Source organism: Psychroflexus montanilacus, from assembly GCF_020164535.1.
In the GTDB taxonomy this organism is placed as follows: Bacteria; Bacteroidota; Bacteroidia; order Flavobacteriales; family Flavobacteriaceae; genus Psychroflexus; species Psychroflexus montanilacus.
The window spans coordinates 806,790-830,915 of the sequence record NZ_JAIQZC010000001.1 but is presented as its reverse complement, the minus strand read 5'-3'; the positions used below and the strand labels follow the sequence as shown (position 1 = coordinate 830,915).

Below are 24,126 nucleotides of genomic sequence, written 5' to 3'. Positions count from 1 at the left end.
GTGCACTTTTAAATATATTGTATTAAAACGCCCGAAATGTAGGTCTTTTTCCGAAGCAAAAGAATGTATGATTTAAGATTTTACTTCAAAAATACTCATTCCTAAAGGTGGTAGCTGTATTTCTGCTGAATGTGCTCTGGAATGCTGTTCTATGTTTTCGATAGTTATGCTTCGATTTTGAAAATCACCTGAACCATGATAAATTTTAGCGTCTGAACTAAAAATTTCCTCAATGCTTTTCAGTTCTGGTAAACCAATTCTATAATTATGTCTAGGAACTGGAGTAAAATTAAAAACCGCTAAAATTTTCTTTTTTTCAGATTTTCCTTTTCTGATAAAACACAACACTGAGTTCTCTGCATCTCCATAATCTATCCATTCAAAGCCTTCATGACTAAATTGCTTTTCAAAAAGCGGCTTCTGATTTTTGTATAATAAATTCAGGTCTTTCACAAAGGTGTTGATGCCTTTATTGAAATCATGGTCCAGCAAGTGCCAGTCCAGACTTTTTTCAAAATTCCATTCATCATATTGTCCAAATTCTCCGCCTTGAAAAATCAGTTTGGTCCCAGGATGCAAGTACATAAATCCAAACAGCAATCTAAGATTAGCAAATTTCTGCCATTGGTCACCGGGCATTTTGTTGATTAAGGATTGCTTTCCATAAACGACTTCATCATGAGAAAGCGGTAGCATGAAATTTTCTGTAAACGCATAATTTAAACTGAAGGTGATTTCATTTTGATGATGTTTTCTATAGACAGGTTCTTTGGCAAAATATTCTAAAGTATCGTGCATCCAACCCATCATCCACTTCATACCAAAGCCTAAACCGCCAATAAAAGTAGGTTTGGACACCATAGGAAAACTTGTAGATTCTTCGGCGATGGTCTGTACATCTGGATAATTTTTATACACCTCTTCGTTGAAGGTCTTTAAGAAATCAATGGCTCCAAGGTATTCATTACCACCATAAATATTAGGATCCCATTCACCTTCTTCTCTGGAATAATCTAGGAAAAGCATAGAAGCTACGGCATCCACTCTGAGTCCATCGATATGGTATTTATCCAGCCAAAACAAGGCGTTGCTTATCAAAAAAGCCTTGACCTGAGGGCGTTCGTAATTGAAAATCAGCGATTTCCAATCAGGATGATATCCTTTTTTACGATCGGGATGCTCATAAAGCGCAGTACCGTCAAACATGCCTAAACCATGTGCATCTTCAGGAAAGTGAGAGGGTACCCAGTCCAGAATAACGCCAATATCATTTTTATGAAAGGTTTCTATTAAAGTCATAAACTCTTCAGGATAACCAAATCTGGATGAGGGTGCATAATACCCGGTAATCTGGTAGCCCCAGCTAGGATCGTAGGGAAACTCCATGATAGGCATAAATTCTACATGTGTAAAATTCATTTCTTTTACATAAGTTACTAGCTCGTCAGCCAACTCAGTATAACTTAAAAATCTGTTTTCTTCTACTTGCTTTTTCCAAGAGCCTAAATGAACTTCATAAACTGAAAACGGCGCATCCAGTGCATTTTTTGACTTTCGCTTTTTCATCCACTGCCCATCTTTCCAGTCTTTTTTAAGATCCCAGACAACAGAAGCTGTTTTTGGTGGATGCTCACAACGCTTAGCGTAAGGATCTGCTTTTTCAGTTTTGACATCGTTATGATGAGAATGAATTTTGTATTTGTAGACGGCTCCCTGTTCAACTCCGGGAATAAACCCTTCCCAGATACCACTTTCATCCCAGCGCACATTGAGTTGATGATCTCCTTCTACCCAGTAATTAAAATCGCCGATGACAGAAACCGATCTGGCGGAAGGAGCCCAGACAGCAAAGTAAGTGCCTTTTTCTCCATCTACTTCGATGAGATGTGAACCCAATTTTTCGTAAAGTCTATAATGATGACCCCTTTTAAAAAGTTCGATATCAAACTCAGTAAATAAACTGTGGACTTTAACTTCTTTCATAAGAATCGTCGTTTAAAATATTTGAAATTCCTTTTAAAGGAATAATTGCCCATCTTGGGCGTGCGTTCAGTTCGTAACCCAATTCATAAATCGCCTTCTCGAGCAGGCAGTATTCCAGTAGAAATTCTATTTCCTTGATGTAGCCAATATTAAGATTTTTACTTTGCACTTCACTGATATAGGTGTCCAAAAATACTCCAACCATAGTTGAGTAGAGTACATCTCCTGCATGAAATAAGTCCTCAATAGAGTGTGTGTATTTTTCAAGATTATTGAAAATCGTGGCATAAATCGCATAATTGAAAGACCTAAACATGCCTGCGACGTCTTTGAGCGGAGGTTGCTTTACTTTTCGATCCCGAATGGTGCTTTCTGGCTCGCCTTCAAAATCGATGATATAAAAATCTCTATCCTTAACTAAAACCTGACCCAAATGATAATCGCCATGAATCCTGATGCGTTCACTTTTTAATTTTGCCTCATCAAAGTCTAAGAATCTTTTCTTGACTTCTTTTTTATTTTTAAGTAAATCCTGAGCTAGTTCCAGTCTTAAGCCCTCAAGCTTATGAAGATTATTTTCCAAAAGATTGATGCGATTATCCAGCATATAGATGAGTCGGTTTTTTAACCAAACCGAATAATCATAGGAGTAGGCCTGGGGTGTAAATGACATATTCACACGTTCCATGCCTAAGGTGACATGCATTTCGCCTGTACGTTTGGCCAATTTGGAAATATCTTCAAAAAATTCAATGGTGCACCATTTCAATATTTCGGGATCGATTTCAGATACTGAAATTTGTTTAAACTTTGACAAAACACTTGAGGCTTTGACCTTTAGCTTTTTCTTTGATAAGGTCGAGAAACAGTCCTCCAGATTCTTAATGTAATATTCCCAGGCATCACCTTCATTGCTAATCAATTCTTGCATTAGCCCAAGGGTGATAATGTTTTTATCACTAAATTTTAAAGTGATGCTACCAGCATAGCTGGGAGTATTCTTAAAATGGCCTTTTATAGTGAGGTATTTACTTATCTCGTAATCAGGATTTTGGTCGGTATACACCCGTCTAAAGATTTTAAGAATATAAGCTTTATTGTATATAATCGAAGTGTTGCTCTGCTCAACGCCCATCAGTTTGGAGCTGCTGTACTTGTCTGCCTCACAGGCTCTTCCTTTTCTGAATTCTACATTTACATGCTCATCTTTACGGCCTTCCAGGAGTTTTTCGAAAATAGCTTTTTGAAAATCTTTGATAAGCAAGGCATCAACAACATAAGCTTTTTTGGTATTCAAATCCACTGCGGCGATATAGTTGTTTTTGACTTGCTTTAAGGTTTTTACTATACCTATAGGGATAAAATAGTTTTGAACAAAAGCCTCTTTAAAATTGATTTCAACTACAATTCCATAGTAGAGTGAATGCTTACTTTCAATTTTAAAATAATCAATAATCTCGATATATTTTAAGGCGCTGGCTTTCCCTCCATACCATCTTTGATTGATGATGTAGGGTTCCAGTATATCTTCACAGAATTCTTTTAGAAATCTTTCATTTTCAAAAAGATTTGCCCAATCACTTTCGTATTGGTAGATATCGTTAATGGTTATGTTTTCATCATTTACCAAACTATAATTTTATTTTGAACACATGAAATGGCAAAGCAGGATGGAGTTCTACATAATTCCATTCGTGATGCCAACTGTAAGTGTTTGCAGTTACAAGGTCGTGAACGTTTAGCGGGTTCCCTACAGTAATTCCCAAGGTTTCAAAAGGCAGCCTCAATGTTCCTTTTTGAGTATAGTGAGGGTCGAGATTTACAACAACTAAAATCTTGCTTTCCATCGCATCATCCCATTTACAGAAAGCGATCAGCTTGTCATTCTCTAAAGGGCAAAATTCAATATTATTGGTTTGTTGTAAGGCTTTTTCTTCTTTTCGGATGTGATTAATTTTGGAAATAAGGTGGGTTAGTTTGTTTTCCTTGGACCAATCCCACTGCTTGATTTCATATTTTTCGGAATCGGCATACTCTTCTTTTCCAGGAATAGCTTCAGTAATCATATATTCGAACACAGGTCCGTAAATCCCTGTATTACTGGATAATGTAGCCGCTAAAGCATATCTTAATAAATGCATGGCTTCATTGGCACCTTGCAGGTGATAGGGATTGATGTCGGGCGTGTTGGGCCAAAAATTTGGTCGGAAATACTCCTTCATCTCCGATTGAGTTAATTCAATCATATAATCGATTAGATCTTGCTTTTCAACCCGCCAGGTAAAGTAGGTATAAGATTGTGAGAAGCCTTGTTTGGCAAGCTGTTGCATGATTTTAGGTCTTGAAAAAGCTTCAGCTAAAAACAAGGTGTCCGGATAGTCTTTTTTAATTTCTTCAATGAACCAGTTCCAAAACAGAAAAGGCTTGGTGTGCGGATTATCCACTCTAAAGACTTTGATTCCTTTTCCAGCCCAGTAGAGTCCGATGCTAAGCAATTCTTGCCAAAGGTCATCTGCTTTTTCAGTTTCAAAGTTGAAATTGACAATATCCTGGTACTTTTTAGGAGGATTTTCGGCATATTGTATGGTGCCGTCTGGTCGAAATTTGAACCACTCAGGATGTTCCTCTAAGTAAGGATGGTCTGGAGCAGCTTGAAGGGCAATGTCCATGGCGATTTCAATGCCAAATGTTTTTGCTTTTCTGATGAGATCTTTAAACTCTTTTTCGGTGCCTAAATTGGGATGAATACTTTTATGCCCGCCATGTTTGGAGCCAATGCCCCAGGGCACGCCGCTATCTCCTTTTTCTGCAGTTGTGGCGTTATTTTTACCTTTTCTGTTTTTTTCGCCGATGGGATGAATTGGCGGGAAATATAGGGTGTCAAATCCCATATCAGCAATTTTTGGCAATAGGCGTTCACAGTCCTTAAAAGTGCCGTGCTGTCCTTTTTCTTCTGAAGCAGATCTTGGAAAAAATTCATACCAGGTGCTGAATCTCGCTTTTTCTCGGTCTACATACACCTGCATTTTTTTTGATTTTGCGGAAAACTTTTTTTGTGGATATGCCTCAAAAAGTTCTCTCAGCCGACCTGAAGTTGCTTCTTCAATCGCTTTCTCATACTCTTCTTCCGACTGGAACAAGGCCTGTAATGTGGAAATGTAATTTTTATCGTCTTTAGATTTGACTTTTCCTTGCAAGAATTCTAAATATTGAATCCCGTCCAAAAGCTCACTTCTTACTTGCTGCGCATCTTTCAGCTTGGCTTCAATACCATGCTGCCAGTTGAGGGCGTGATCTATCCAGGCTTCTATGAAGTAAGTATAATAACCCTGTTTAGAAACTGTAAATTGTCCAAAATATGTGTCGTTATATTCTGCGGTTAAGCGATATTCCTCTTTTTTTTTAGGTTCAGGTGGATAGACTACAAGACTTGCCTGCAAAACATCGTGACCATCTGCAATTATATCTGTTTTAATGTGGACGATTTCGCCTACAACTCTTTTAATTGGAAATTCACTACAATTGAGTTGAGGCTGAATGTTTTCAATAAGGACACGCTGCTGTTTCTTCATTAATCGATAATTTTAGTTATAAATTTAAGAGATTTTTTTAAAATGATGTTTAATTTTTCAGGAATCTGAAATCTTATTGCCTTATAGTTTAGAAACCTTAAGCAAGCTTTTTTCGTCAACGACATGTTTACCGTCAAATGCTAAGACATTTGGAGAATTAGGAAAAACCTTTTGAGCATAATCGAGTTGAGCATCCAGTTTTTCTGGAGTTAGGTACTCATCCTTAGTTCCGTAAATTACTGTGGTTTTCAAATCGGGTAGGTATGAAAAACTTTCGGAGTCAAATTCAGTAGGAATACTCCCGGAATGGATAACCAGATGACTGCAATTTATTTTACGCTGAGCCATCCATCGCGTCACTACAGAAACGCCCTGAGAAAACCCGAATAGAATAATATTTTTATTAGTTGATAGGTTCTCCATGTCTAAAACCGCATCCAGATAGTTAAGCACATTTTCAGTTTCTTCTTCTTTGTTTTCTCTGGTTAGCCAGGACGCCCCTACGTACTTGTAAGCTTTGGTCTGGTAGTATTTGGATGGGGCTTGCGGTGCAATAATGTAATTTTCCTCTGGGTCTAAATTTTTAAAGTACTTAATGAAATACTTACTTAAAAACCCAATACCATGACAGGCAATCCAGATATTTTTTGTGTCTTCTGAAATGGCATTTAAGGTAGAGTAGGTGTTGGTGGATTGGTAGCTTACGTGTTTGGTGTGGCTCACTTTTATGGTATTAACTTTTTAAAATTTATGATTTCTCAGTTAGCTCTAACTTAAAAATATAAATTTAATTTATTGAAGTTTTGACTTGTAATTTCAGTGAACGCGAGGACCTATTTGAGGTAATCATCAAAAGAATTGGAATTATTTATTACCAAACCAAAGCATATTTTATCTTACATTAAAATACTGCTTTGCATTGATAGGTTCACCATTTTTGTTGATTCCTTCAATGATGATTTCATAAGTTCCACTTTCATCTGAGGTGTAAAATTCTATAGAAGTTTTTAATTTTTCGATGCGAAACATCGGTTCCCAAAGTAATGTAGTCCTGAAGTCTGGAATGTTATCTAGCTCATCTTTTTGGCCGTAGTCTACTTTATAATAAGATTTCTCTTGCTCTGGTGTAAACAATTGAATTGGTTGAAGGTGATCTGGTTGATTATTGTTTATGTAGTCTTTTTCTATAGTTTCAATACTTATTACGCCCTGAAAAATTTTACCGCCATAATAGTACTTGTCTCTTATCACACTTATATTCTGAATATTGTAGGCACTATATTCATATAGTTTTGTGTGATCTGAAACATATATCCCATCTATTAAAACTAATGATTCAAAGGGTGATCTTAAAAAATCATCTACAGCTCTTACTCTAATTTCATAACCATTATCTCTTCTTTTGAACCAGACATTTTTTATGATTTCAGTAAAAGTCTCATCCAAGGTTGGAAATCGGGTAAAGTCGTCTAAGTTATATTCAGTTGCATTGTCTCCATAAAAATAAGATTTGTCAATAGGTTTGGGTAAGTTTTGTTTTGCAGAAGAGTAGTTGTTCTGAATCTGGTTTTTAACACTTCTTTCTATGATATAATCTTCGAGATCTTTACTTAAGTTTAAATTTTGGAAAGTTAGAGCAGAGGCATTTATGATTGGTTCATCATTGATTTTAAATTCATAATCATCAGCGAATTCATTCAAAACTTGAAGGAATCCATTATTTGATAAATATGGTTCATCTATGTTGATAAAAAATCGGCCTTCATCGTCAGTAATTCCTATTTTAAACACATAATTTTCTTCAGGAATAGATAACGAAATGTGTTGTTGTTTTATGGAGGCATTTTTATTCGAAGTCTTGATTATTCCTGAAATCAATTCTCCTCTTAGTTCTGGGAAATGATTAATTAAGTCATCAATTTGAACTGTTTTTTGATAATTATCAAAATTTGAAATATCAGTCTTTTGAGTAGATGAAAAGTGATTTTGTTTTGTTATTGAAATTGAATACATGCCAAACTCATCTGAGCTTTCTGTTTTTAATTTTAACTCCACTTTTTTTCTTTTACCAAAGATACTGTCCGTAAGTAATATTTGAATATCAGAATCATTAGTTACATTCAATTCTGAATTTAAATGATTAGATGTTTCCTCTTTAACAGTTACAAATTTAGGATCAATTGGTGTATAAGGATTGATAATACTAATATCTGTTACAAAAACATTATTTTTTGGTTGATGGAGTCCCATTTTGGTAAAAGCAACTAGCTTATAGTTGCCTGTTGGTGTCTCAGATGGTATTAAATAATTTCCATAACCTTCACCTCCTTTCAATTTTATTTTTTGATTAAATACTACACTATTCTCCTGACCTATTAGGCGCACATAAGCAATTTTACTAAAGTTACTTAACTGTTTATCTTTTGGAGCTGTTACATATACTTTGTAGTAAAAACTTTCACCTACAAACACGTTTTGACTATGAGAGTGTACATATATACGCTCTTTAGGCAAATTTTGCTTTCTTTTTAAGTCAATACTTGAGTTTGTAGATAAGTTTTGAGCGGAACCATCCCAAATTAAAAAAATAACAAGTACCAGAAAATAGTTTTTTATTGTTTTCATAAATACATTATTCTTCCCAAAAATCCGGGACGATATTAGATCCAATTGCTGTACAATCCCCGCACTCTCTGGGTACAACTACATAAGGCCCCTCATTTTCACCTTGATTTAAATTGGGCTCCCAATATCTTACCCTATTTGCAATTACAGATTCTTCTAAAAGACAACTCCCGTCTATATTTGTTAAGGGTGGGGCAGAAGTTCGGCAAGGTATTTCAGGAGGATCTTGGTTAGGAAATAAATCCACCCAATTAAAATAAAATCGATTTTCACTTACTGTAGATGTGTAAAAAACTCCGATTACACGTTCCTCTTCAGGAGATTCTACAGAAGTGATATTACCTTCCAAAAAACCAGGTTGAGCTTGTGAAAATAAGTTGTCTTGAGATGATAATTCTCTTCTTTTTTGAAAATAATCATTCGCAGTACTGGGAATCACAAACTGTTTTAAAAGTATACTGTACCGGTGAGCTATAATTGTGTTGTCAAGTCTAATAAATCTTGTCTCAAAGTTGTTAATTTTATCTTCAGGTAAACTAAGGGTTTCAGCCAAAATAATATCAATAGATTCATTGGTGCTGAAACAAACACGTTCTTCTTCTTCACGGGGTTGAATTGAGAAGTCGCAAGGTCCTACTTGGCTATCAGGTACCAGATTATCACTTCTCCAGAAAGGAGCGATAATTTTGTAAGTTTCAGAATACTCGAATTTATAAAAATTTCCTTGAGCTGAATTGCCAGTGCTATTTACCAAAATTGAAACCCCTGTATTCCCAAACCCATCCTGGGAAGGTTCAACACTCATTGATTCTATTTCTGCGACACCAGGTAATTGTGAGGGCTCAGAGATGTAATTTCTACCATCTCGAGTTGTAACTTCCAGGCTATAACTTATATTTTCTTGTGCTGCAAATGGTTGTCTTGACAGATACCTCCCAGGTTCTATTTCTATGAAATCTGCAAACGGTGAACCGTTTGATAGTACTCTTACGTCTGCATTTGTTTCTTTTGAGGGCCCGTCATCTTCAAATCTAAAGGTTCTGGAAATAAAAACTTCTTGTTGCTTAAATTCATTGGTGATATTGGCTTCAAAGACTATTATGCTTTCAAAATCTTGAGTTCTCAATTCAATCTCCTCTACACATGACATTAATGAGAATGCTAAACTTAAACAGAGAAGCATTTTAAGGGGTATTAATTCGTATTTTTTTAATGATTTCATTACTTAACTAGTTGATTTAATCAAAATTTGAAATTGTAAGTTATGGTTGGAATAGGCACTGTAAAAATTGAACTTTGAAAAGCTCTTACCTGTCCATTGTCTGTTACAAAAAAGGTAGAATAAGGGTTGTTTCTTCCCAACACATTATAAACGGAGATGTTCCAAAAACTATGGGCGAACTTCTGTATACGGTGATTACCTTCAATATTTATCCCTAAATCTACTCGAAAATAATCGGGTATCCTGAATTGATTTCGATCACTAAACAGTACATAATTATTACCTCCCTCTTGAAAAGCACCCACAGGAAATGTAACAGGTCTTCCTGTTTGATAAATGAAATTTCCCGAAAAACTATACCTTTTTGTTAGTTTGTAGTTGAGTACTAGGCTTAATTCGTGCGGAATATCAAAATTTGCTGGAAAAAAATCACCTTGATTTACACGTTCTTCTGCAAATTGGCTGTCTAGTCTGTAAAATGTCCTAGAGTACGAATATCCAAGATATCCGTTGAGATTTCCTTCATTTTTTTTCATTAAAAGTTCAACCCCGTAAGATTTCCCATCGCCTTGGAGGACTTCAGTTTCAACAAATTCATTTAGTATTAGCTGACCCCCAACTTTATAATCAAGTGTATTTTCAAGATTTTTATAATAGCCTTCAAGACTCAACTCATATTTAGTACCATTAAGATTTTTAAAAAGTCCTAAGGAATATTGTTCACTCCGCTGTGGCTCTATAAATCGATCACTTAATTTCCAGGTATCTATTGGTGATGCAGTCGTGTTATTTGACAACGTATGAATGTATTGTAAGGTACTATTGTACGCTCCTCTTAATGAAAAAGAGGGGTTGAATAAATATCTTGCAGAAACTCTTATTTCGGGCCCAGCATATGTTTCTACTATTTCATTATTCCCAAACTCATCTGCCCCAGTAACTGTAGCATCACTCAAAGGAGCATCGGGCGAATAAGTTCTCTGAGTAGTTTCGCCTAAAAAATTGAATACAGAAAATCGCAACCCCGCATTAACCGATAGCTTTTCGCTTAAGGTCCATTCATCAGAGACATATATTGCAGACTCCAAGCCATTTTCGTTATTTACTGCAAAGGGAGTTACAATTGATTCTTCACCAATAGGCTCAATACTGCCTGGATTGATTGAATACAGTTTTGATGAAAGTCCTACTTCTAAACGATGTTTCTCATTGATTAAATGATTTAAACCATAACTAATTTCAGTTTCTTGTAAGTCAAATCCAAAATCAAAATTATTATTAGCTCTGCCTTCAAATTCGATCCCGAATTGATATCTACTGTGAGCTAGTTTTAAATTAGATCTAGTGTCCTCACTTATTTTCCTATCCCAATTTACAGAGGCAAGAGTGTTGGTGTATGAATAAACTGAGTCAATTGTAATATTGAATAAATCACTGCTATGATATCCAGTTACACTCAAGTCATTTTTTTCATCGATTTCATGGTTATATTTTAAAATGAAGTCATAAAATGAAGCTTTAGAATTTTTTAAAACAGGATCGTCTAGATTGTTTAAAATCCAATCTGAATAAGTGCCTCTACCACCTATAACAATACTAGATTTACCTTCGACAATAGGGGTTTCTATAGTAACATTACCTGTCACTGGCCCAATAGAAACTTCACCCTTAAATTTTTCTTTAGATCCATTTTTAGTTGAAATCTCAAAAACTGAGGCCAATCTACCACCGTATTTAGCTGGAATACTGCCCTTGTAAACCTGAGCTGCATCTGTTGTAAAAGGGTTTATTGCTGAAAAAATTCCAAAGAAATGTGTTGGGTTATAAATAGAAGCACCATCCAGGAGAAATAAATTTTGATCTGCTTTGCCTCCTCTCACGTTGTATCCAATTGCTCCTTCTCCAGCACTAGAAATACCTGGTAATGTTGTAGCTACTTTCAAAATATCTCGCTCTCCCAGAACTAAAGGAATATTTTTGATGTCCTGGATTTCAATTCTTGAAACTCCTGTAAGCGTATTTCTTACATTGGCCTGGGCACTTGTGTTGATTAAAACTTCACTTAATGACTCAAGACTTTCGTTTAGCTCAAGGTTATACTCTCCATCATTGTATAAAATTATACGTTTAACTAAAGTATTCATCCCCATAGCCTGAGCTGTAATAATACTTTCACCACGATTTAATTCGATACTGTAATTACCATCAAAGTCTGTAATTGCAAAATTATTAGTTCCTTTTGCTTGAATTGTCAGGTTAGGAATAGGGTCCCCTGTGAATCTATTTATAGCTTTTCCACTCAGCTTATAAGTTGACTTAGTGTCATTTGCATTCTGTTTTGATACAATTACTGTTTCTATACCTCTTTTTATTTCCTCTACACTTTCTTTGAAAAAGATTGGATCCTGAGATTTTTGTTCTGAGGGTTGCTTTTCTTCAGAAAAATAATTGTTGGGAAGGTTTGAAATAATCATATTTCCAAGAGTCAAAATTATTTTTTCATCAATAATTTTAAAATTCAGAGAAGTCCCTTTTAAAAGATCCTCCATAATCTTGTCTACGCTTTGATTAGCAAATTCTCTAGTTATCATTTTTCCTTTTATCCAATCTTCAAGGAAATAAATCTTATAATCGGTTTTAGACTCAATTTCAAAAAAGACCTCTTTTAATGAAACAGTGTCAAAAGCAAAAGAATATTTTTGGTTGTCTTGACTATAAAGCTGGTTGGAAATTATGAAGAAAAAAGATAATATAATAAGTCGTTTCATGAATTAAAAAGGTGAAGTTATTTTTCTAGAACTTGGCCTAGTTTATTGATAGCTAAGATCAATTGACTGTCGTTTTTTTTAAAATTTTTGGAATTCCATCTGAAATTTGATAACTCCTTTTTCAAGTCTGGGTATCTTTTAGTCAAATCTCGTTTACGCTTGACTTCAAAATACTCATTCTCAGATTTCACAACATAGATTGGTTTTACTTCTTTGAATTCATAATAAACGGCATTGTTTTTTATCCCTTTGTCAATCTTTTTTCGATTCCGTTTGTATAATTTGAAATTTTCATTTTCTGTAAGTAATTGGTAGAATCCTGGGGAAAAATCATTTTTAAATTTAGCCTCTTTTAAGTACTCAAAATATTTTTTTTCGATTTCAAAATTTTCAATCTTATCTTTCAATAATAAAATTTGATTAGTCCCTTTTGGGTTTTCTATCTTTACAATCAACTGATCTTCAAATAAATCATACTTTAAAGCTACATTATAAAATTCCTGTTTATCGTATGACACATTACCATTAGAAAATGTTTGAGCTTCAAAGAATCGGTGTTTATTGTTTATAGGATTGTAGAGATTTATAAATTCTATACCATTGTACAAGCTTGAATTCTCAAGGCCTATCTCATTGTCAAACCAAGTATAAACTTCACTAGATTGAGCAAAAAGACATATTCCATTCAGTAGTAGGATTTTAAGAAAAAAATATTTCACTTTTATCATTTATGGTGTTGACTTTGTTTTTCTAAATATGCAGGGATTGATTTAACTTTTCGTAAACATAAATAATTAATTTCATTTTAATTGATTTAACAGTTCGAAATTTATTAGGTAAAACCTATAAGGAAATCACAATACTATCTGATTAAGGTTTTAATTTTTAGTTAAAATCTAACTCAAAGTAAATGTTTAATTTCGTTCAACATGAACATATTAAGATTTCCTCTGGTTTTCATTTTTTTAATCAGCAATTCCCTTTGGGTGCGTTCTCAAGATAACAAAATCAATGGCTTGAGTATGGTGGCCTCAAGATCAACAATCCATAAGGTCAAGGCTGAAGCTCTCCAGCAAACCGGTTCTAATTTTGTGGCTGTGATGCCATACGCTTTTATGCCCAAAGCTGATGAGGTAGAATTTATTTTTGATACTAACAGGCAATGGTCTGGAGAAACGCTTTCAGGCATTGGAGCTGATGTGAAAACACTTCAGGCTTTGGAAATAGAAGTGATGCTGAAACCCCATATTTGGGTGGGGAGTGGAGTATTTACTGGAGATATCGCGATGACTTCCGAAAACGACTGGGTTCAGTTTGAAAAGAATTATAAGGCTTATGTCATGGCCTTCGTCAAGTTAGCGGAAAAAAATCAAGTTTCACTTTTCTGTTTGGGAACAGAATTGCATGAATTTGTGACCCGAAGGCCTGGATTCTGGTGTGAACTCATAGAGGATGTGAAGGCTGTTTATTCTGGTCAACTCACTTATGCTGAAAACTGGGATACCTACCAGAATGTTGGATTTTGGGATAGCCTGGATTTTATAGGAATCGATGCTTATTTTCCCATTTCTGATTCTAAAACGCCAAGCTTGAAAGAAGTGAATTCCACTTGGGAAACCTTGAAAATAGACTTAGAATCTTTTTCTGAAGACTATCAAACCAAAATTCTTTTTACTGAATATGGCTATAGAAGCATTGATTTTGCTGGGAAAGAGCCTTGGGATTCCTCCAGGAGTGACTATTCCGCAAATGAATTGGCTCAACTGAATTTATTGACAGGCCTGCATCAAAGTCTATGGGCAGAGGAGTGGTTTGCTGGAGGCTTTTTATGGAAATGGTTTCCTAATTTCGATTCAACTTCTGAACGGCATAAAAACCGGTTTACAGTCCAGGGTAAAACGTCTGAAGCCTACTTGAAGTCATTTTACAAGCAATGAAGTATGGAAGTCAAATTCAAGCGGAAAGAATATCGAATGATGAATACTGAATAGAGAATACAGAAAAACGAATACTGAATATTGAGTGTCATTCTAAAGGAGCCTTTTCAGCGACTGAAGAATCGTTGTTCAATGAAAAGTACTAGAGTCCATGCTGAAGCAGAAAAAACTCCCCACTCACCAACTAATTCCATAAAACTCTTTTAAAATAATCGGGATAAATAGCGCTGATGCGTTTGCTTTCGTAATTTTGTTAAATCAATTGATGATAATGGATAAACAACATATTCTCGAGCAATGCAATGCTTATAATAAAAATACTTTAATGGAAACTCTAGACATTTCCTATGTGGATGTTGGCGAGGATTTTCTCACGGCCAAAATGCCAGTAACACCCAAAGTGCACCAGCCTGATGGGGTTTTGCATGGCGGTGCCATGGTAGCCCTGGCTGAAAGCGTAGGAAGTGCCGCTTGTTTTGTGTTTCTGGACACCAAAAATTTTATGATTCGGGGGTTGGAGATTTCTGCCAATCATGTGCGAAGTTTGAAAGACGGCGATGTGTTTGCGACGGCGACTTTTATTCACAAAGGTAGAACGACCCAAGTTTGGGACATCAAGCTTAAAGATGTGGAAGGAAGATTGATTTCGGCAGTGAAATTAACCACCATTGCTTTGCCAAAAGCCAGCTAATGCAGGGTTTAGTTCAACATATCGATCAGGCTTGGGCCTCAAAACAGCCTTTTTTGGCTTACCATAAGCCAGATGATACACAGGTGCATTGCTTTTTTCCTGAAGATGTCAAGCTACGCCACCTTCAGTCTTACGATGAGGCTGGATTTATATTTTCACCTTTTGAAATCTCATCCCCACCCATCGTGTTCCCCGAAGTTTCTTCTGAGGTATTGAAGTTTGAGCTCATCGAACCTGGTAGTGAATCGCAAAGCAAATTCAGCATAAAACAACCACCAGAAGAAAAAGAAAAGTACCTGAACTTGCTCTCTAAAGCGATTGAGCAAATCAAAGCTAAGGAGTTTAAAAAAATAGTGGTTTCACGAAAAATTTCTGCTGACTATGATTTGCAAGATCCAGCGGGATTATTTCTGAAATTGATCCAGTTTTACCCTGAAGCTTTTACTTACGTGTGGTTTCATCCTGAGGTTGGCTTTTGGGCAGGAGCGTCGCCCGAGGTTTTGGTAAAAACGTATAGGAGTCAGTTGGAAACCATGTCGCTGGCGGGAACCAAGCGTATGGATGAGGGGCGCGAGTGGACTTTGAAGGAGCAGGATGAGCAGCAAATTGTAACAGATGAGATCGAAAATGCTTTGGCGCCTCATGTGTCTGGCTTGAACATTTCGGAGACTAAAACTGATAAAGCCGGCGAATTGTTGCATTTGCGAACAGATATCAAAGCTTGCTTTGAAACTTCACAACTTGGACCCATCCTGAAGGCTTTGCACCCTACACCAGCGGTTTGTGGATTGCCTAAGGAGAAAGCATACCAGTTTTTGCGAGCCAATGAAGCTTACAGCAGGCAGTTTTACACTGGATTTTTTGGAGAATTAAATATGCCACAGCACAACCAGCGCTCTGGTAGAACTAAAAATCAGGAGAATCAAGCTTACAAATCCATTGTGAGAACGTCAAATTTGTTTGTGAATTTGAGATGCTTGAGTTATGCTGATGGAAAAATCAATATTTATGTGGGTGGAGGCATTACCAAAGACAGTGATCCTGAAGAGGAGTGGGCTGAAACCGTGAATAAATCTAGGACGATGTTAAAAGTGCTATAAGAATTTAAGGATACTGAGTGTTTTAGGAGTTCTCAATCTTATTTTTGTGATATGAATCAGATTTATTCTACCATTCCAAGTGCTCAATTGATTGCTGAACTTTGTGTTCAAAACGGCATAGAGCATGTGGTGATTTCTCCTGGTTCTAGAAATGCACCCTTAACGATTACACTTGCCAATCACCCCAACATAAAGGCTTATAGCATTGTAGATGAGCGTTGTGCAGCTTTTTTTGCTTTGGGGATGACTCAGCGATTCAATGCACCAGTAGCGGTAGTGTGTACGTCTGGTTCTGCCCTTTTGAATTATTATCCTGCCGTTTCTGAAGCCTACTACAGCAATTTACCATTGGTGGTCATTTCAGCAGATCGCCCGCCACATTTAATTGATATTGGCGATGGTCAAACGATAAGACAGCCCAACGTCTTTGCTAATCACATTTTGTATTCAGCCAATTTAAAAGGCGATTACCACAATTCTGACGACCAGTCGATTTTGGATTTTAATGCCGAAGAAACGCACAAAGCCTTACAAATAGCGATTTGGAATCAAGGTCCTGTGCACATCAATGCGCCTTTTGATGAACCGCTTTACCATAAAACAGATAGGCTAAGTATTGAGATTCCGGCATTGCAAACTCTGAAACCAGAGCAAGTTGAAATTGAAGCTTCTAAGTTTATAAAGCACTGGAATTCTGCAAAGCGGAAGTTGGTTCTGGTAGGTGTGAATCTCGATGAGCAAATCGATGAAGAGGTTTTGCAACTGCTTTCTAGCGACCCATCTGTGATCGTGATGACAGAGATCACGTCTAATATTTCCGATAAGAATTTCTTTACCAATATTGATTCTATTTTGGCTCCGATGGAACAGGAAGCAAATTCAGATGGCTTATTTGAAGCGCTTCAGCCAGACATGCTTGTGACCTTTGGTGGTTTGATTGTTTCCAAGAAAATCAAAAAATTCCTTAGGAATTTCAAACCCCAACAGCATTTTCACATCGACCCTAGAGAAGCCAATGATACCTTCTTTTGCCTGACGCAGCATTTTGAAACGACGGTTAATGATTTTTTTCACTACGTCAATACGTCTTTACAGCAGGTGAGTTCCACGTATTTTGAAAAGTGGAATGCGATCAGGTTGAAAACCTTAGACTTCAGGGCCTCTTATAGAGGCGAGATTGATTTCACCGATTTTGCATTTTACTACAGCTTGTTTGAGAATTTGCCTCAGGATGAAATTGTGCATTTTGCCAATAGCTCCAGCATCCGCTATGCGAATTTGTTTGATTCCAGGCGAGAAATCAAAGCTTTTGCCAACCGGGGAACCAGTGGAATTGATGGCAGCACTTCTACAGCTATTGGGTATGCGGTGGCTAGTCAAGAACCCACCACTCTGGTCACGGGCGACCTCAGTTTCTTCTACGATTCCAATGCCTTGTGGAATAATTACATTCCGAAAACCTTTAAAATCATTTTGTTGAATAACGCTGGAGGCGGAATTTTTAGGATTTTACCGGGCAATAAAAACGAAGATTATTTTGCTAACTATTTTGAAACTACCCACGACTTGAATGCGGAGCATTTGTGTAAGATGTACGGCATACAGTATTCTGAAGCCCGTAATCTAGCTGAAGTCGATCGGGAATTGCCATTGTTTTTTGAAAGAAATGACAGTCCTCAATTAATTGAAATTTTCACACCCAGGCTGGAGAATGATAAAGTACTGCTGGCGTATTTTGATTATTTAAGAAGACGTATTGATTTTCAATCGGTATTGAATAATAAACCTGCAGAGTCTCCTCAAAACTAAAGCATATTCAATTTTAAAATTGATTACTTTTGCAGTCTAAATAGATTTTTGAATGTTAGACTTAGGCGTAAAGCACACTTTGACTATAGATAGAGACACTCCTCCTGGACTTTTTTTAAAAAATGAAGCAGAAGAAGAGGTTTTACTTCCCAATAAATACAAACCAAGTCAGTTTGAAATTGGAGATGAAATTGAAGTTTTTGTCTACCTGGATTTTGATGAACGCCCGGTCGCAACGACTCTGGAGCCAAAAGTTATGTTGGATGAATTTGCTTACCTCACTTGTGTAGATAGCAATGATTTTGGCGCGTTTTTGGACTGGGGGCTGGAAAAGCACCTTTTCGTTCCGCATATGGAGCAGGCTTATAAGATGATGAAAGGTGAAAATTACCTTATTTTTTGCTATCTCGATGAGCAAACCAACCGGTTAGTCGCCTCAAGCCGAGTTAATAAATTTGTAGATAATACTATATTGACGGTAGAGCATTTTGATGAAGTGGATCTGATCGTTACCAATCCTACCGAGATGGGCTACAATGTGATCGTCAACGAAATTCACATTGGCTTGCTTTATAAAGACGAGGTATTTCAGGATTTGAAAACAGGTGACAGACTGAAAGGAGTCGTGAAGAAAATAAGACCTGATAATAAGCTGGATGTCTCCTTGCAGCGTCCAGGCTACAGAGGCATAGAGCCAAATGCCAAAAAAGTGATGGAAACCTTACAAAATACGGAAGATGGTTTTCTACCACTTCACGATAAATCCAAACCTGAATCGATTTACAATACGCTTCACCTGAGTAAAAAAGCATTCAAAAAAGCAATTGGAACCCTTTACAAAGAGCGAGAAATCACAATTGAAAATGGTGTCGGTATATTTTTAAAGAAATAGTCTAATACCTGCCGAAGTAAAATCCAGAACCCGAATTTCTCCTAGTTCTGTAAGGCGAGAGCTGATAAAATGGAGACATGCGTCCGTATTTATCTCCCAAGTCTTCGTAAGCTGAATTTTTCACTCGATTCAAATCTGAATAGATGGGCTGTTGATGGTAAGAAGGGGAATAAATAGAATTTGATGTGTTGTCAAATTTGGGTTTGAAATTCCCAAATATAGCCGATTGTCTTTCTATAAAAGAAAAATTCTGCTCCTTTTGCTGTTGGGCTCGGTAAGCCTTGCGGTTGGCAGCAGCTATCATATCAATTTCTGGTCGTTTAGAAAATTTATCTTTAAAGATATCAACCTCAGGTAGGTTGAAATCTTTTCCGGCTGCTTGAACCGAAAAGGGATCTGCATTGATGCTAAGTGATACCAAAGGAAGTGGCTCAAACATTCTAAAATCGGTTTGAGCGTTCATTTCAATGAAATTGAGAACTAATATTAATCCTAAGATGTATCTAACTAAAGTCATATTACAAAAATAACAAATATTATACCCATTCTAATATTTCTTTATCTTTCCATAATTTAGGAAAGAAACTTCGCTGTTGATATTTGGGATTTAAATATTTTTTCCATGGAGAACCTCCTGTAGCTTCTTTAGTTTCTCCTTTTTTATCAAGGTATTTTGCAGCGGTTTTTAAATGAGTTTTAGACCAGTTTACATTATAACGGTGATCAAAATCTTTCATTCTGTATACTAGATTCTCAGAGGGATTTTCAAATTTTTGAAATTGTTCCCACAGCGTACTTCCTTTAGTTGAACTCGCTAATTTTTTAAAAATTTGCAGGTATTTTTCTTCGAAGGCTTTTAGCGTATGTGATGTTTTGCCTGTTTCCCTGTTGTATCCTGCATCTCTCCAATAAATATTTTGAAAAATCTCATCCAAACTAGGAGCTTCAGGTAAGCGCTTCTTACCTTCTTCATTTATTAAATTGAGGGTTGGCGTACACATCAATTCCAGATATCGAAATTGGGCACTTTGAAATCCGCTGGCAGGCGTCAGAGACATTCTGAATTTATTATAATCTTCATAATCGAGACCCTCAGTCATCACCTCAAAAGAAGTAATAAGCATATCTGTGTACCTTATCAGCCGTTTTAGTTTTTCAGCAAAAAATGTTTCTGAATTGAAATTTGTGATGTCCACAATTTGTTTTACTTCATGAATCATCAGCTTTAATGTGAGCTCTGTAATTTGGTGATAGACAATAAATACAGTCTCATCTTTAAAGTTAGTCTTAGGTTTTTGAAGTGCCAAAAGTGTATCTACTTCAATGTAATCCCAATAATTTAAAGGCTTGGCATGTAGAAGTCCCTTTAGGTAGTTGTCTGGATTTTCTCCAAGGGCTTCATATTTATCTTCAAGTTGCTTTAAAAGCTCCTTATTCATTCGTATGAGTTTTACTTCAAATTTATTAAAATAAGTCAAGTTAACGTTCAAAGTTGCTTTTAATAACGGCTTAATCTGAAACTTTTACCAACTTTAGGACTAAATTTAAAATAGCATAAGACGAGGTTATAGCTATATGTTAATAAGGAATTTAATCAGCTGATCAAAACCTAAAATCTTACTACCTTTGTATAAAATTTGAAATTATGTCTGATACAATTGAACGTATAAAATGTCTTATCATAGGTTCTGGCCCTGCGGGTTATACAGCTGCTATTTATGCTGCTAGAGCAGATATGAAACCAGTAGTTTACACAGGAATGGAGCCAGGAGGTCAGCTAACTACTACCACAGAAGTAGATAATTTTCCAGGTTATCCAAATGGAATAGACGGACCACAAATGATGGTAGAGCTTCAACAGCAAGCAGAGCGTTTTGGAACAGATGTTCGTATAGGGATGGTGACCAAAGTGGAGTTATCTGATGAAGTAGGAGGAATTCATAAAGCACAAATTGACAATAAAACCTGGGTTGAAGCGCATACAGTTATTATTTCTACAGGAGCCTCGGCCAAGTACCTGAATATTCCTAGTGAACAACGTCTGAGAGGGGGAGGAGTTTCCGCCTGCGCCGTGTGTGATGGTTTCTTTTACAAAGGGCAGGATGTTGCGATTGTAGGTGGAGGTGATACTGCCTGTGAAGAAGCTACATATCTTTCTAAAATTTGTACCAAGGTAACTATGCTGGTAAGAAAAGGAGAAATGAAAGCCTCGAAAGCGATGCAGCATAGAGTAGAAAATACCAAAAATATTGACTTGCGTTACCATACAGAAGTAGATGAAGTTCTTGGGGAGCAAGTTGTAGAAGGCTTGAGAATGGTGAACAACCAAACAGGTGAGAAAGAAGAAATTAAAATTACTGGTTTATTCATTGCTATTGGTCATAAACCCAATACTGATATATTTAAAGGTTATCTAGATATGGATGATGTAGGTTATATTATCACCAAACCAAGAACAACCAATACCAATTACCCGGGAGTTTTTGCTTGTGGCGATTCCCAGGATAAAGTGTATCGTCAGGCCATCACTGCAGCTGGTACTGGGTGTATGTCTGCCTTGGATGCAGAACGTTACTTAGCAGGTCTTGAGACTACGGAGTTTTCCGAGCCTCAGGCAGCACTAAAATAATTTAAAAATCACTGTTTTAATCAAGGCTTTTGTAATACGCAAAAGCCTTTTTTATTTCAGCATCGCTTACTTTACAATTGATTTTTGGCTGTCCATAATCTTCTAGTAACACAAAGTTGATATTACCAGCAGAGTTCTTTTTATCGTGCTTCAAGTAGGATTTAATTTTATGGATATCAGCTTCTGAAAATTTTACCGGTTTGAAATAAGTACGAATAATTCGACTAGCTCTATCGCACTTAGCTTGATCAAACTGAAGAACTTCTACAGAAAGTTTTAAAGCTAGAATCATGCCTATGGCAACAGCTTCACCATGGAGCAATTTGGTTTTAGCAGCATCTTCCATGTGGTAAGATTCTATGGCATGGCCTAAAGTGTGGCCAAAATTAAGTGCCATTCTCAAGCCTCTTTCGTGAGGATCTTCCTCAGCTATTTTAGTTTTTATCTGAATAGAATCGCGAATCAATTCAGGTAATTTATCAACTTGAAATTGAGATAAATCTTCGAAAGCAAAGAAATCCTCAGCATTGGCAATGAGCCCATGTTTTAGCATTTCAGCCAATCCACTTCTCATTTCTTCCGCTGGTAAAGTAGCAAGGTAGCCTACATCTACTAAGACTAATTTTGGTACTCGTATGATTCCGATTTGATTCTTTAGACTATCCAGATTGACTCCATTTTTTCCACCAATAGCTGCGTCTACCATACCAAGCAGTGTAGTAGGTACATGAACAAAGTCAATTCCTCTTTTAAAACAGGAAGCTGCATATCCACCAACATCGGTTACAATTCCACCGCCAAGGTTGATAAGAAGGGATTTTCTGTCTGCACCAGTTTCAGAAAGAGTTTTCCAGATTTCGTTGCAGGTTGAGATGGTTTTGTGCTCTTCGCCAGGTTCTATTTCGATCCATTCTATCTTGACTTTAGCTTCAATGTTTTCTGACAGAAATCTAGAACAATATGCATTGGTGTTGCTGTCAACTAAGATATAAATAGAAGAGTAGCATTCATCTTTAATGAGATGATTAAGTTCTTTATAGGCTTGTTCTTGAAAAGCAACATTATAATTTTTTAAAGATAAAGGTTTCATCATGAGAAAGCTTTGTTAAGATTCTTAAAATAGCTTCATAGCTTCAGCGAAAATAATACATCAATGGCTATATTTGACTTCATTTTTGACTTATGATAGATACTAAAATATTCAATGATACAAAACATGCTTTTGTTTTGAAATCTGACGAAGACCTTAAGCGGTCTTTGTTTCTTTTTACAATGATGAATGTGCCTTACTTTGTTCCTGTATCTACAGCAGCCACAAATCTGGCATTAAAATTAAGACTACCGATAGAACCTCTCGTTCGTGCAACAATTTTCAAACAATTTTGTGGAGGTGAGAGTCAGGATGACTGCATGCCTCTGGTAAAAAAAATGCGAAAAGAAAATGTTTATAGCGTCTTAGATTATTCTGTAGAAGGAAAAGAGGATGAGGAAGAGTTTGACAGGGCAGCAAGCGATAAAATTGAAATTATTAAGTATGCTGGAAGTGCAGAAGAAATTCCTTTTGCTGTTGCCAAGCCTACAGGTCTTGGACGTTTTGAGATTTGGGAAAAAGTGACCGCTAATCACACTTTAACTGACGAAGAGCAGAAGGAGTGGGGAAGAATAAAAGCTAGATTTGAAAAGGTCTGCCAGGCTGCTTATGACAATGATACTCGGCTTCTCATAGATGCTGAGGAATCCTGGATGCAGGATGCAGCAGACAACTTTATTGAAGATATGATGAGAAAATTCAATAAAGAAAAAGCCATTATCTTTAATACGCTTCAATGTTACCGTTGGGATAGATTATCGTATGTTAAGGCAATTCACGAAAGGGCACAAAAGGAGGGTTTCAAGTTGGGTTTTAAGACTGTTCGTGGAGCTTATATGGAAAAGGAAAATGCAAGAGCAAAGCGGCATGGGTATCCAACACCTATTTGTGAAGATAAAGAGGCAACGGATGTGAATTTCAATGCTGTGATGTGCTACTGTATTGATAATGTAGATGATATTTCCCAATTTATTGGTACTCATAACGAGGTAAGTACATACATGGCTCTACAATTGATGAATCAAAAAGAATTATACCTATCTGATGATAGAATCTGGTTTGGTCAACTTTATGGAATGAGTGACCATATTAGTTTTAATTTAGGCAGAGTTAATGCCAATGCTATTAAGTTATTGCCATTTGGCCCTATTAAAGATGTGATTCCTTACCTGATAAGACGTGCCCAGGAAAATTCATCAGTACAAGGTCAAACTGGTAGAGAGTTGGCTTTATTGAGGGAAGAAAAGCACAGGAGAGATGGTCAATACGTGAAACGTGTAGAATAAAATGATTGTAAAGTCAGATATAACAGCCAAAGAATACAAACCCTATTATGAGTTATATCTTAATAGGGTTTCTGCTACTACAGAACTTTTTGAGGCTCTTGAGCAACAGGCGGAGTTGATTGAGTTTTTTAATTCTATTCCATTAGAAAAACACGAGTTCCGTTATGCTTCAGAAAAATGGACACCAAAACAAATTCTTCAACATTTAATTGACACTGAACGTATTTTTGTAAACAGAGCCTTAAGATTTGCCAGAGCAGACTTTACCGAGCTTCCTGGTTACGACGAAAACCATTACGCTGAGCAATGTTATTCAAATCTACGTTCCATAAAGGATTTGCTGGAAGAATTTAAGGCGGTAAGAACATCCAGTATTTGTTTGTATAAAAGTTTCAGTGATGGCGTCTTTATTAACATTGGGCAGGCCAGTGGAGGTCCCTTTTCTGTAAGGTCTATTCCTTTTATCTTATGTGGGCATCAAAAACACCATATTCGCATCATCAAAGAACGTTACCTTTGAGC

Annotated in this window: 19 protein-coding genes; 8 read left to right on the top strand and 11 right to left on the bottom strand. The window is 36.5% G+C overall.

Translation table 11 applies throughout. The annotated features are described in order from the left end of the window. Positions 1-72: 72 nt before the first annotated feature. The 8 genes from glgB to LB454_RS03815 form a co-directional block, all read right to left on the bottom strand. Positions 73-1,983, bottom strand: coding sequence for a 1,4-alpha-glucan branching protein GlgB (gene glgB, locus LB454_RS03850; protein WP_224463307.1), 1,911 nt, complete (start codon positions 1,981-1,983; stop codon positions 73-75). Continuing rightward, positions 1,970-3,613 (bottom strand): phosphotransferase, encoded by a 1,644-nt coding sequence (locus LB454_RS03845; RefSeq protein ID WP_224463306.1) that lies wholly within the window; start codon positions 3,611-3,613, stop codon positions 1,970-1,972. Before LB454_RS03845 ends, glgB begins: the two co-directional genes overlap by 14 nt. Before the next feature lies 1 nt (position 3,614). Continuing rightward, positions 3,615-5,555 (bottom strand): alpha-1,4-glucan--maltose-1-phosphate maltosyltransferase, encoded by a 1,941-nt coding sequence (locus tag LB454_RS03840; RefSeq protein WP_224463305.1) that lies wholly within the window; start codon positions 5,553-5,555, stop codon positions 3,615-3,617. Positions 5,556-5,636: 81 nt separating this feature from the next. Beyond that, positions 5,637-6,278 carry an alpha/beta hydrolase gene (locus LB454_RS03835; RefSeq protein ID WP_224463304.1) on the bottom strand — a complete coding sequence of 214 codons (642 nt, stop codon included), beginning with the start codon at positions 6,276-6,278 and terminating at the stop codon, positions 5,637-5,639. Between the two features lie 168 nt (positions 6,279-6,446). Further along, on the bottom strand, positions 6,447-8,180 hold the full coding sequence (locus tag LB454_RS03830; protein WP_224463303.1) for a hypothetical protein: 1,734 nt from the start codon (positions 8,178-8,180) through the stop codon (positions 6,447-6,449). Positions 8,181-8,187: 7 nt separating this feature from the next. Then, positions 8,188-9,402: a DUF4249 domain-containing protein gene (locus tag LB454_RS03825; RefSeq protein ID WP_224463302.1), complete on the bottom strand. Its 1,215-nt coding sequence runs from the start codon at positions 9,400-9,402 to the stop codon at positions 8,188-8,190. Positions 9,403-9,422: 20 nt separating this feature from the next. Beyond that, positions 9,423-12,170: a TonB-dependent receptor gene (locus LB454_RS03820; RefSeq protein WP_224463301.1), complete on the bottom strand. Its 2,748-nt coding sequence runs from the start codon at positions 12,168-12,170 to the stop codon at positions 9,423-9,425. A gap of 17 nt (positions 12,171-12,187) precedes the next feature. Then, positions 12,188-12,889 (bottom strand): hypothetical protein, encoded by a 702-nt coding sequence (locus LB454_RS03815; RefSeq protein WP_224463300.1) that lies wholly within the window; start codon positions 12,887-12,889, stop codon positions 12,188-12,190. 210 nt (positions 12,890-13,099) lie between these two features. Between LB454_RS03815 and LB454_RS03810 the strand changes: the two genes are divergently transcribed. The 5 genes from LB454_RS03810 (at position 13,100) to LB454_RS03790 (ending at position 18,599) form a co-directional block, all read left to right on the top strand. Further along, the gene (locus LB454_RS03810; protein WP_224463299.1) at positions 13,100-14,107 is read left to right on the top strand and encodes a glycoside hydrolase family 113; all 1,008 of its coding nucleotides are present in this window, start codon (positions 13,100-13,102) and stop codon (positions 14,105-14,107) included. 271 nt (positions 14,108-14,378) lie between these two features. Further along, positions 14,379-14,798 (top strand): PaaI family thioesterase, encoded by a 420-nt coding sequence (locus LB454_RS03805; RefSeq protein ID WP_224463298.1) that lies wholly within the window; start codon positions 14,379-14,381, stop codon positions 14,796-14,798. Further along, a complete protein-coding gene (locus LB454_RS03800) occupies positions 14,798-15,898 on the top strand; it encodes a chorismate-binding protein (protein ID WP_224463297.1) in 1,101 nt (366 codons plus the stop codon). The genes LB454_RS03805 and LB454_RS03800 overlap by 1 nt, the downstream gene beginning before the upstream one ends. Before the next feature lie 51 nt (positions 15,899-15,949). Then, positions 15,950-17,707, top strand: coding sequence for a 2-succinyl-5-enolpyruvyl-6-hydroxy-3-cyclohexene-1-carboxylic-acid synthase (gene menD / locus LB454_RS03795; RefSeq protein WP_224463296.1), 1,758 nt, complete (start codon positions 15,950-15,952; stop codon positions 17,705-17,707). A gap of 52 nt (positions 17,708-17,759) precedes the next feature. Further along, positions 17,760-18,599: a CvfB family protein gene (locus LB454_RS03790; protein ID WP_224463295.1), complete on the top strand. Its 840-nt coding sequence runs from the start codon at positions 17,760-17,762 to the stop codon at positions 18,597-18,599. A 1-nt stretch (position 18,600) separates the two neighbouring features. On the opposite strand, the gene LB454_RS03785 is transcribed toward LB454_RS03790, so the two are convergent. Beyond that, on the bottom strand, positions 18,601-19,062 hold the full coding sequence (locus LB454_RS03785; protein ID WP_224463294.1) for a hypothetical protein: 462 nt from the start codon (positions 19,060-19,062) through the stop codon (positions 18,601-18,603). 73 nt (positions 19,063-19,135) lie between these two features. Next, the gene (locus LB454_RS03780; protein WP_224463293.1) at positions 19,136-20,038 is read right to left on the bottom strand and encodes a tryptophan 2,3-dioxygenase family protein; all 903 of its coding nucleotides are present in this window, start codon (positions 20,036-20,038) and stop codon (positions 19,136-19,138) included. A 206-nt stretch (positions 20,039-20,244) separates the two neighbouring features. Between LB454_RS03780 and trxB the strand changes: the two genes are divergently transcribed. Beyond that, complete coding sequence (gene trxB, locus LB454_RS03775; RefSeq protein WP_224463292.1) at positions 20,245-21,228, top strand: thioredoxin-disulfide reductase; 984 nt, start codon at positions 20,245-20,247, stop codon at positions 21,226-21,228. Positions 21,229-21,244: 16 nt separating this feature from the next. Here the strand turns inward: trxB and aroB are convergent, their stop codons facing one another. Continuing rightward, the gene (gene aroB, locus LB454_RS03770) at positions 21,245-22,318 is read right to left on the bottom strand and encodes a 3-dehydroquinate synthase (RefSeq protein WP_224463867.1); all 1,074 of its coding nucleotides are present in this window, start codon (positions 22,316-22,318) and stop codon (positions 21,245-21,247) included. 92 nt (positions 22,319-22,410) lie between these two features. On the opposite strand from aroB, the gene LB454_RS03765 reads away from it, so the two are divergent. Then, positions 22,411-23,604: a proline dehydrogenase family protein gene (locus tag LB454_RS03765; RefSeq protein ID WP_224463291.1), complete on the top strand. Its 1,194-nt coding sequence runs from the start codon at positions 22,411-22,413 to the stop codon at positions 23,602-23,604. Between the two features lies 1 nt (position 23,605). Beyond that, on the top strand, positions 23,606-24,124 hold the full coding sequence (locus tag LB454_RS03760; protein WP_224463290.1) for a DinB family protein: 519 nt from the start codon (positions 23,606-23,608) through the stop codon (positions 24,122-24,124). Positions 24,125-24,126 lie beyond the last annotated feature (2 nt).

Coding starts and splice junctions, on each gene's coding strand:
- LB454_RS03765 (WP_224463291.1), top strand. CDS start 22,411: ATGATAGATACTAAAATATTCAATGATACAAAACATGCTTTTGTTTTG.
- LB454_RS03800 (WP_224463297.1), top strand. CDS start 14,798: ATGCAGGGTTTAGTTCAACATATCGATCAGGCTTGGGCCTCAAAACAG.
- LB454_RS03825 (WP_224463302.1), bottom strand. CDS start 9,402: ATGAAATCATTAAAAAAATACGAATTAATACCCCTTAAAATGCTTCTC.
- trxB (WP_224463292.1), top strand. CDS start 20,245: ATGTCTGATACAATTGAACGTATAAAATGTCTTATCATAGGTTCTGGC.
- LB454_RS03810 (WP_224463299.1), top strand. CDS start 13,100: ATGAACATATTAAGATTTCCTCTGGTTTTCATTTTTTTAATCAGCAAT.
- LB454_RS03760 (WP_224463290.1), top strand. CDS start 23,606: ATGATTGTAAAGTCAGATATAACAGCCAAAGAATACAAACCCTATTAT.
- LB454_RS03830 (WP_224463303.1), bottom strand. CDS start 8,180: ATGAAAACAATAAAAAACTATTTTCTGGTACTTGTTATTTTTTTAATT.
- LB454_RS03785 (WP_224463294.1), bottom strand. CDS start 19,062: ATGAACGCTCAAACCGATTTTAGAATGTTTGAGCCACTTCCTTTGGTA.
- LB454_RS03790 (WP_224463295.1), top strand. CDS start 17,760: ATGTTAGACTTAGGCGTAAAGCACACTTTGACTATAGATAGAGACACT.
- menD (WP_224463296.1), top strand. CDS start 15,950: ATGAATCAGATTTATTCTACCATTCCAAGTGCTCAATTGATTGCTGAA.
- LB454_RS03805 (WP_224463298.1), top strand. CDS start 14,379: ATGGATAAACAACATATTCTCGAGCAATGCAATGCTTATAATAAAAAT.
- LB454_RS03820 (WP_224463301.1), bottom strand. CDS start 12,170: ATGAAACGACTTATTATATTATCTTTTTTCTTCATAATTTCCAACCAG.
- glgB (WP_224463307.1), bottom strand. CDS start 1,983: ATGAAAGAAGTTAAAGTCCACAGTTTATTTACTGAGTTTGATATCGAA.
- LB454_RS03780 (WP_224463293.1), bottom strand. CDS start 20,038: ATGAATAAGGAGCTTTTAAAGCAACTTGAAGATAAATATGAAGCCCTT.
- LB454_RS03840 (WP_224463305.1), bottom strand. CDS start 5,555: ATGAAGAAACAGCAGCGTGTCCTTATTGAAAACATTCAGCCTCAACTC.
- aroB (WP_224463867.1), bottom strand. CDS start 22,318: ATGAAACCTTTATCTTTAAAAAATTATAATGTTGCTTTTCAAGAACAA.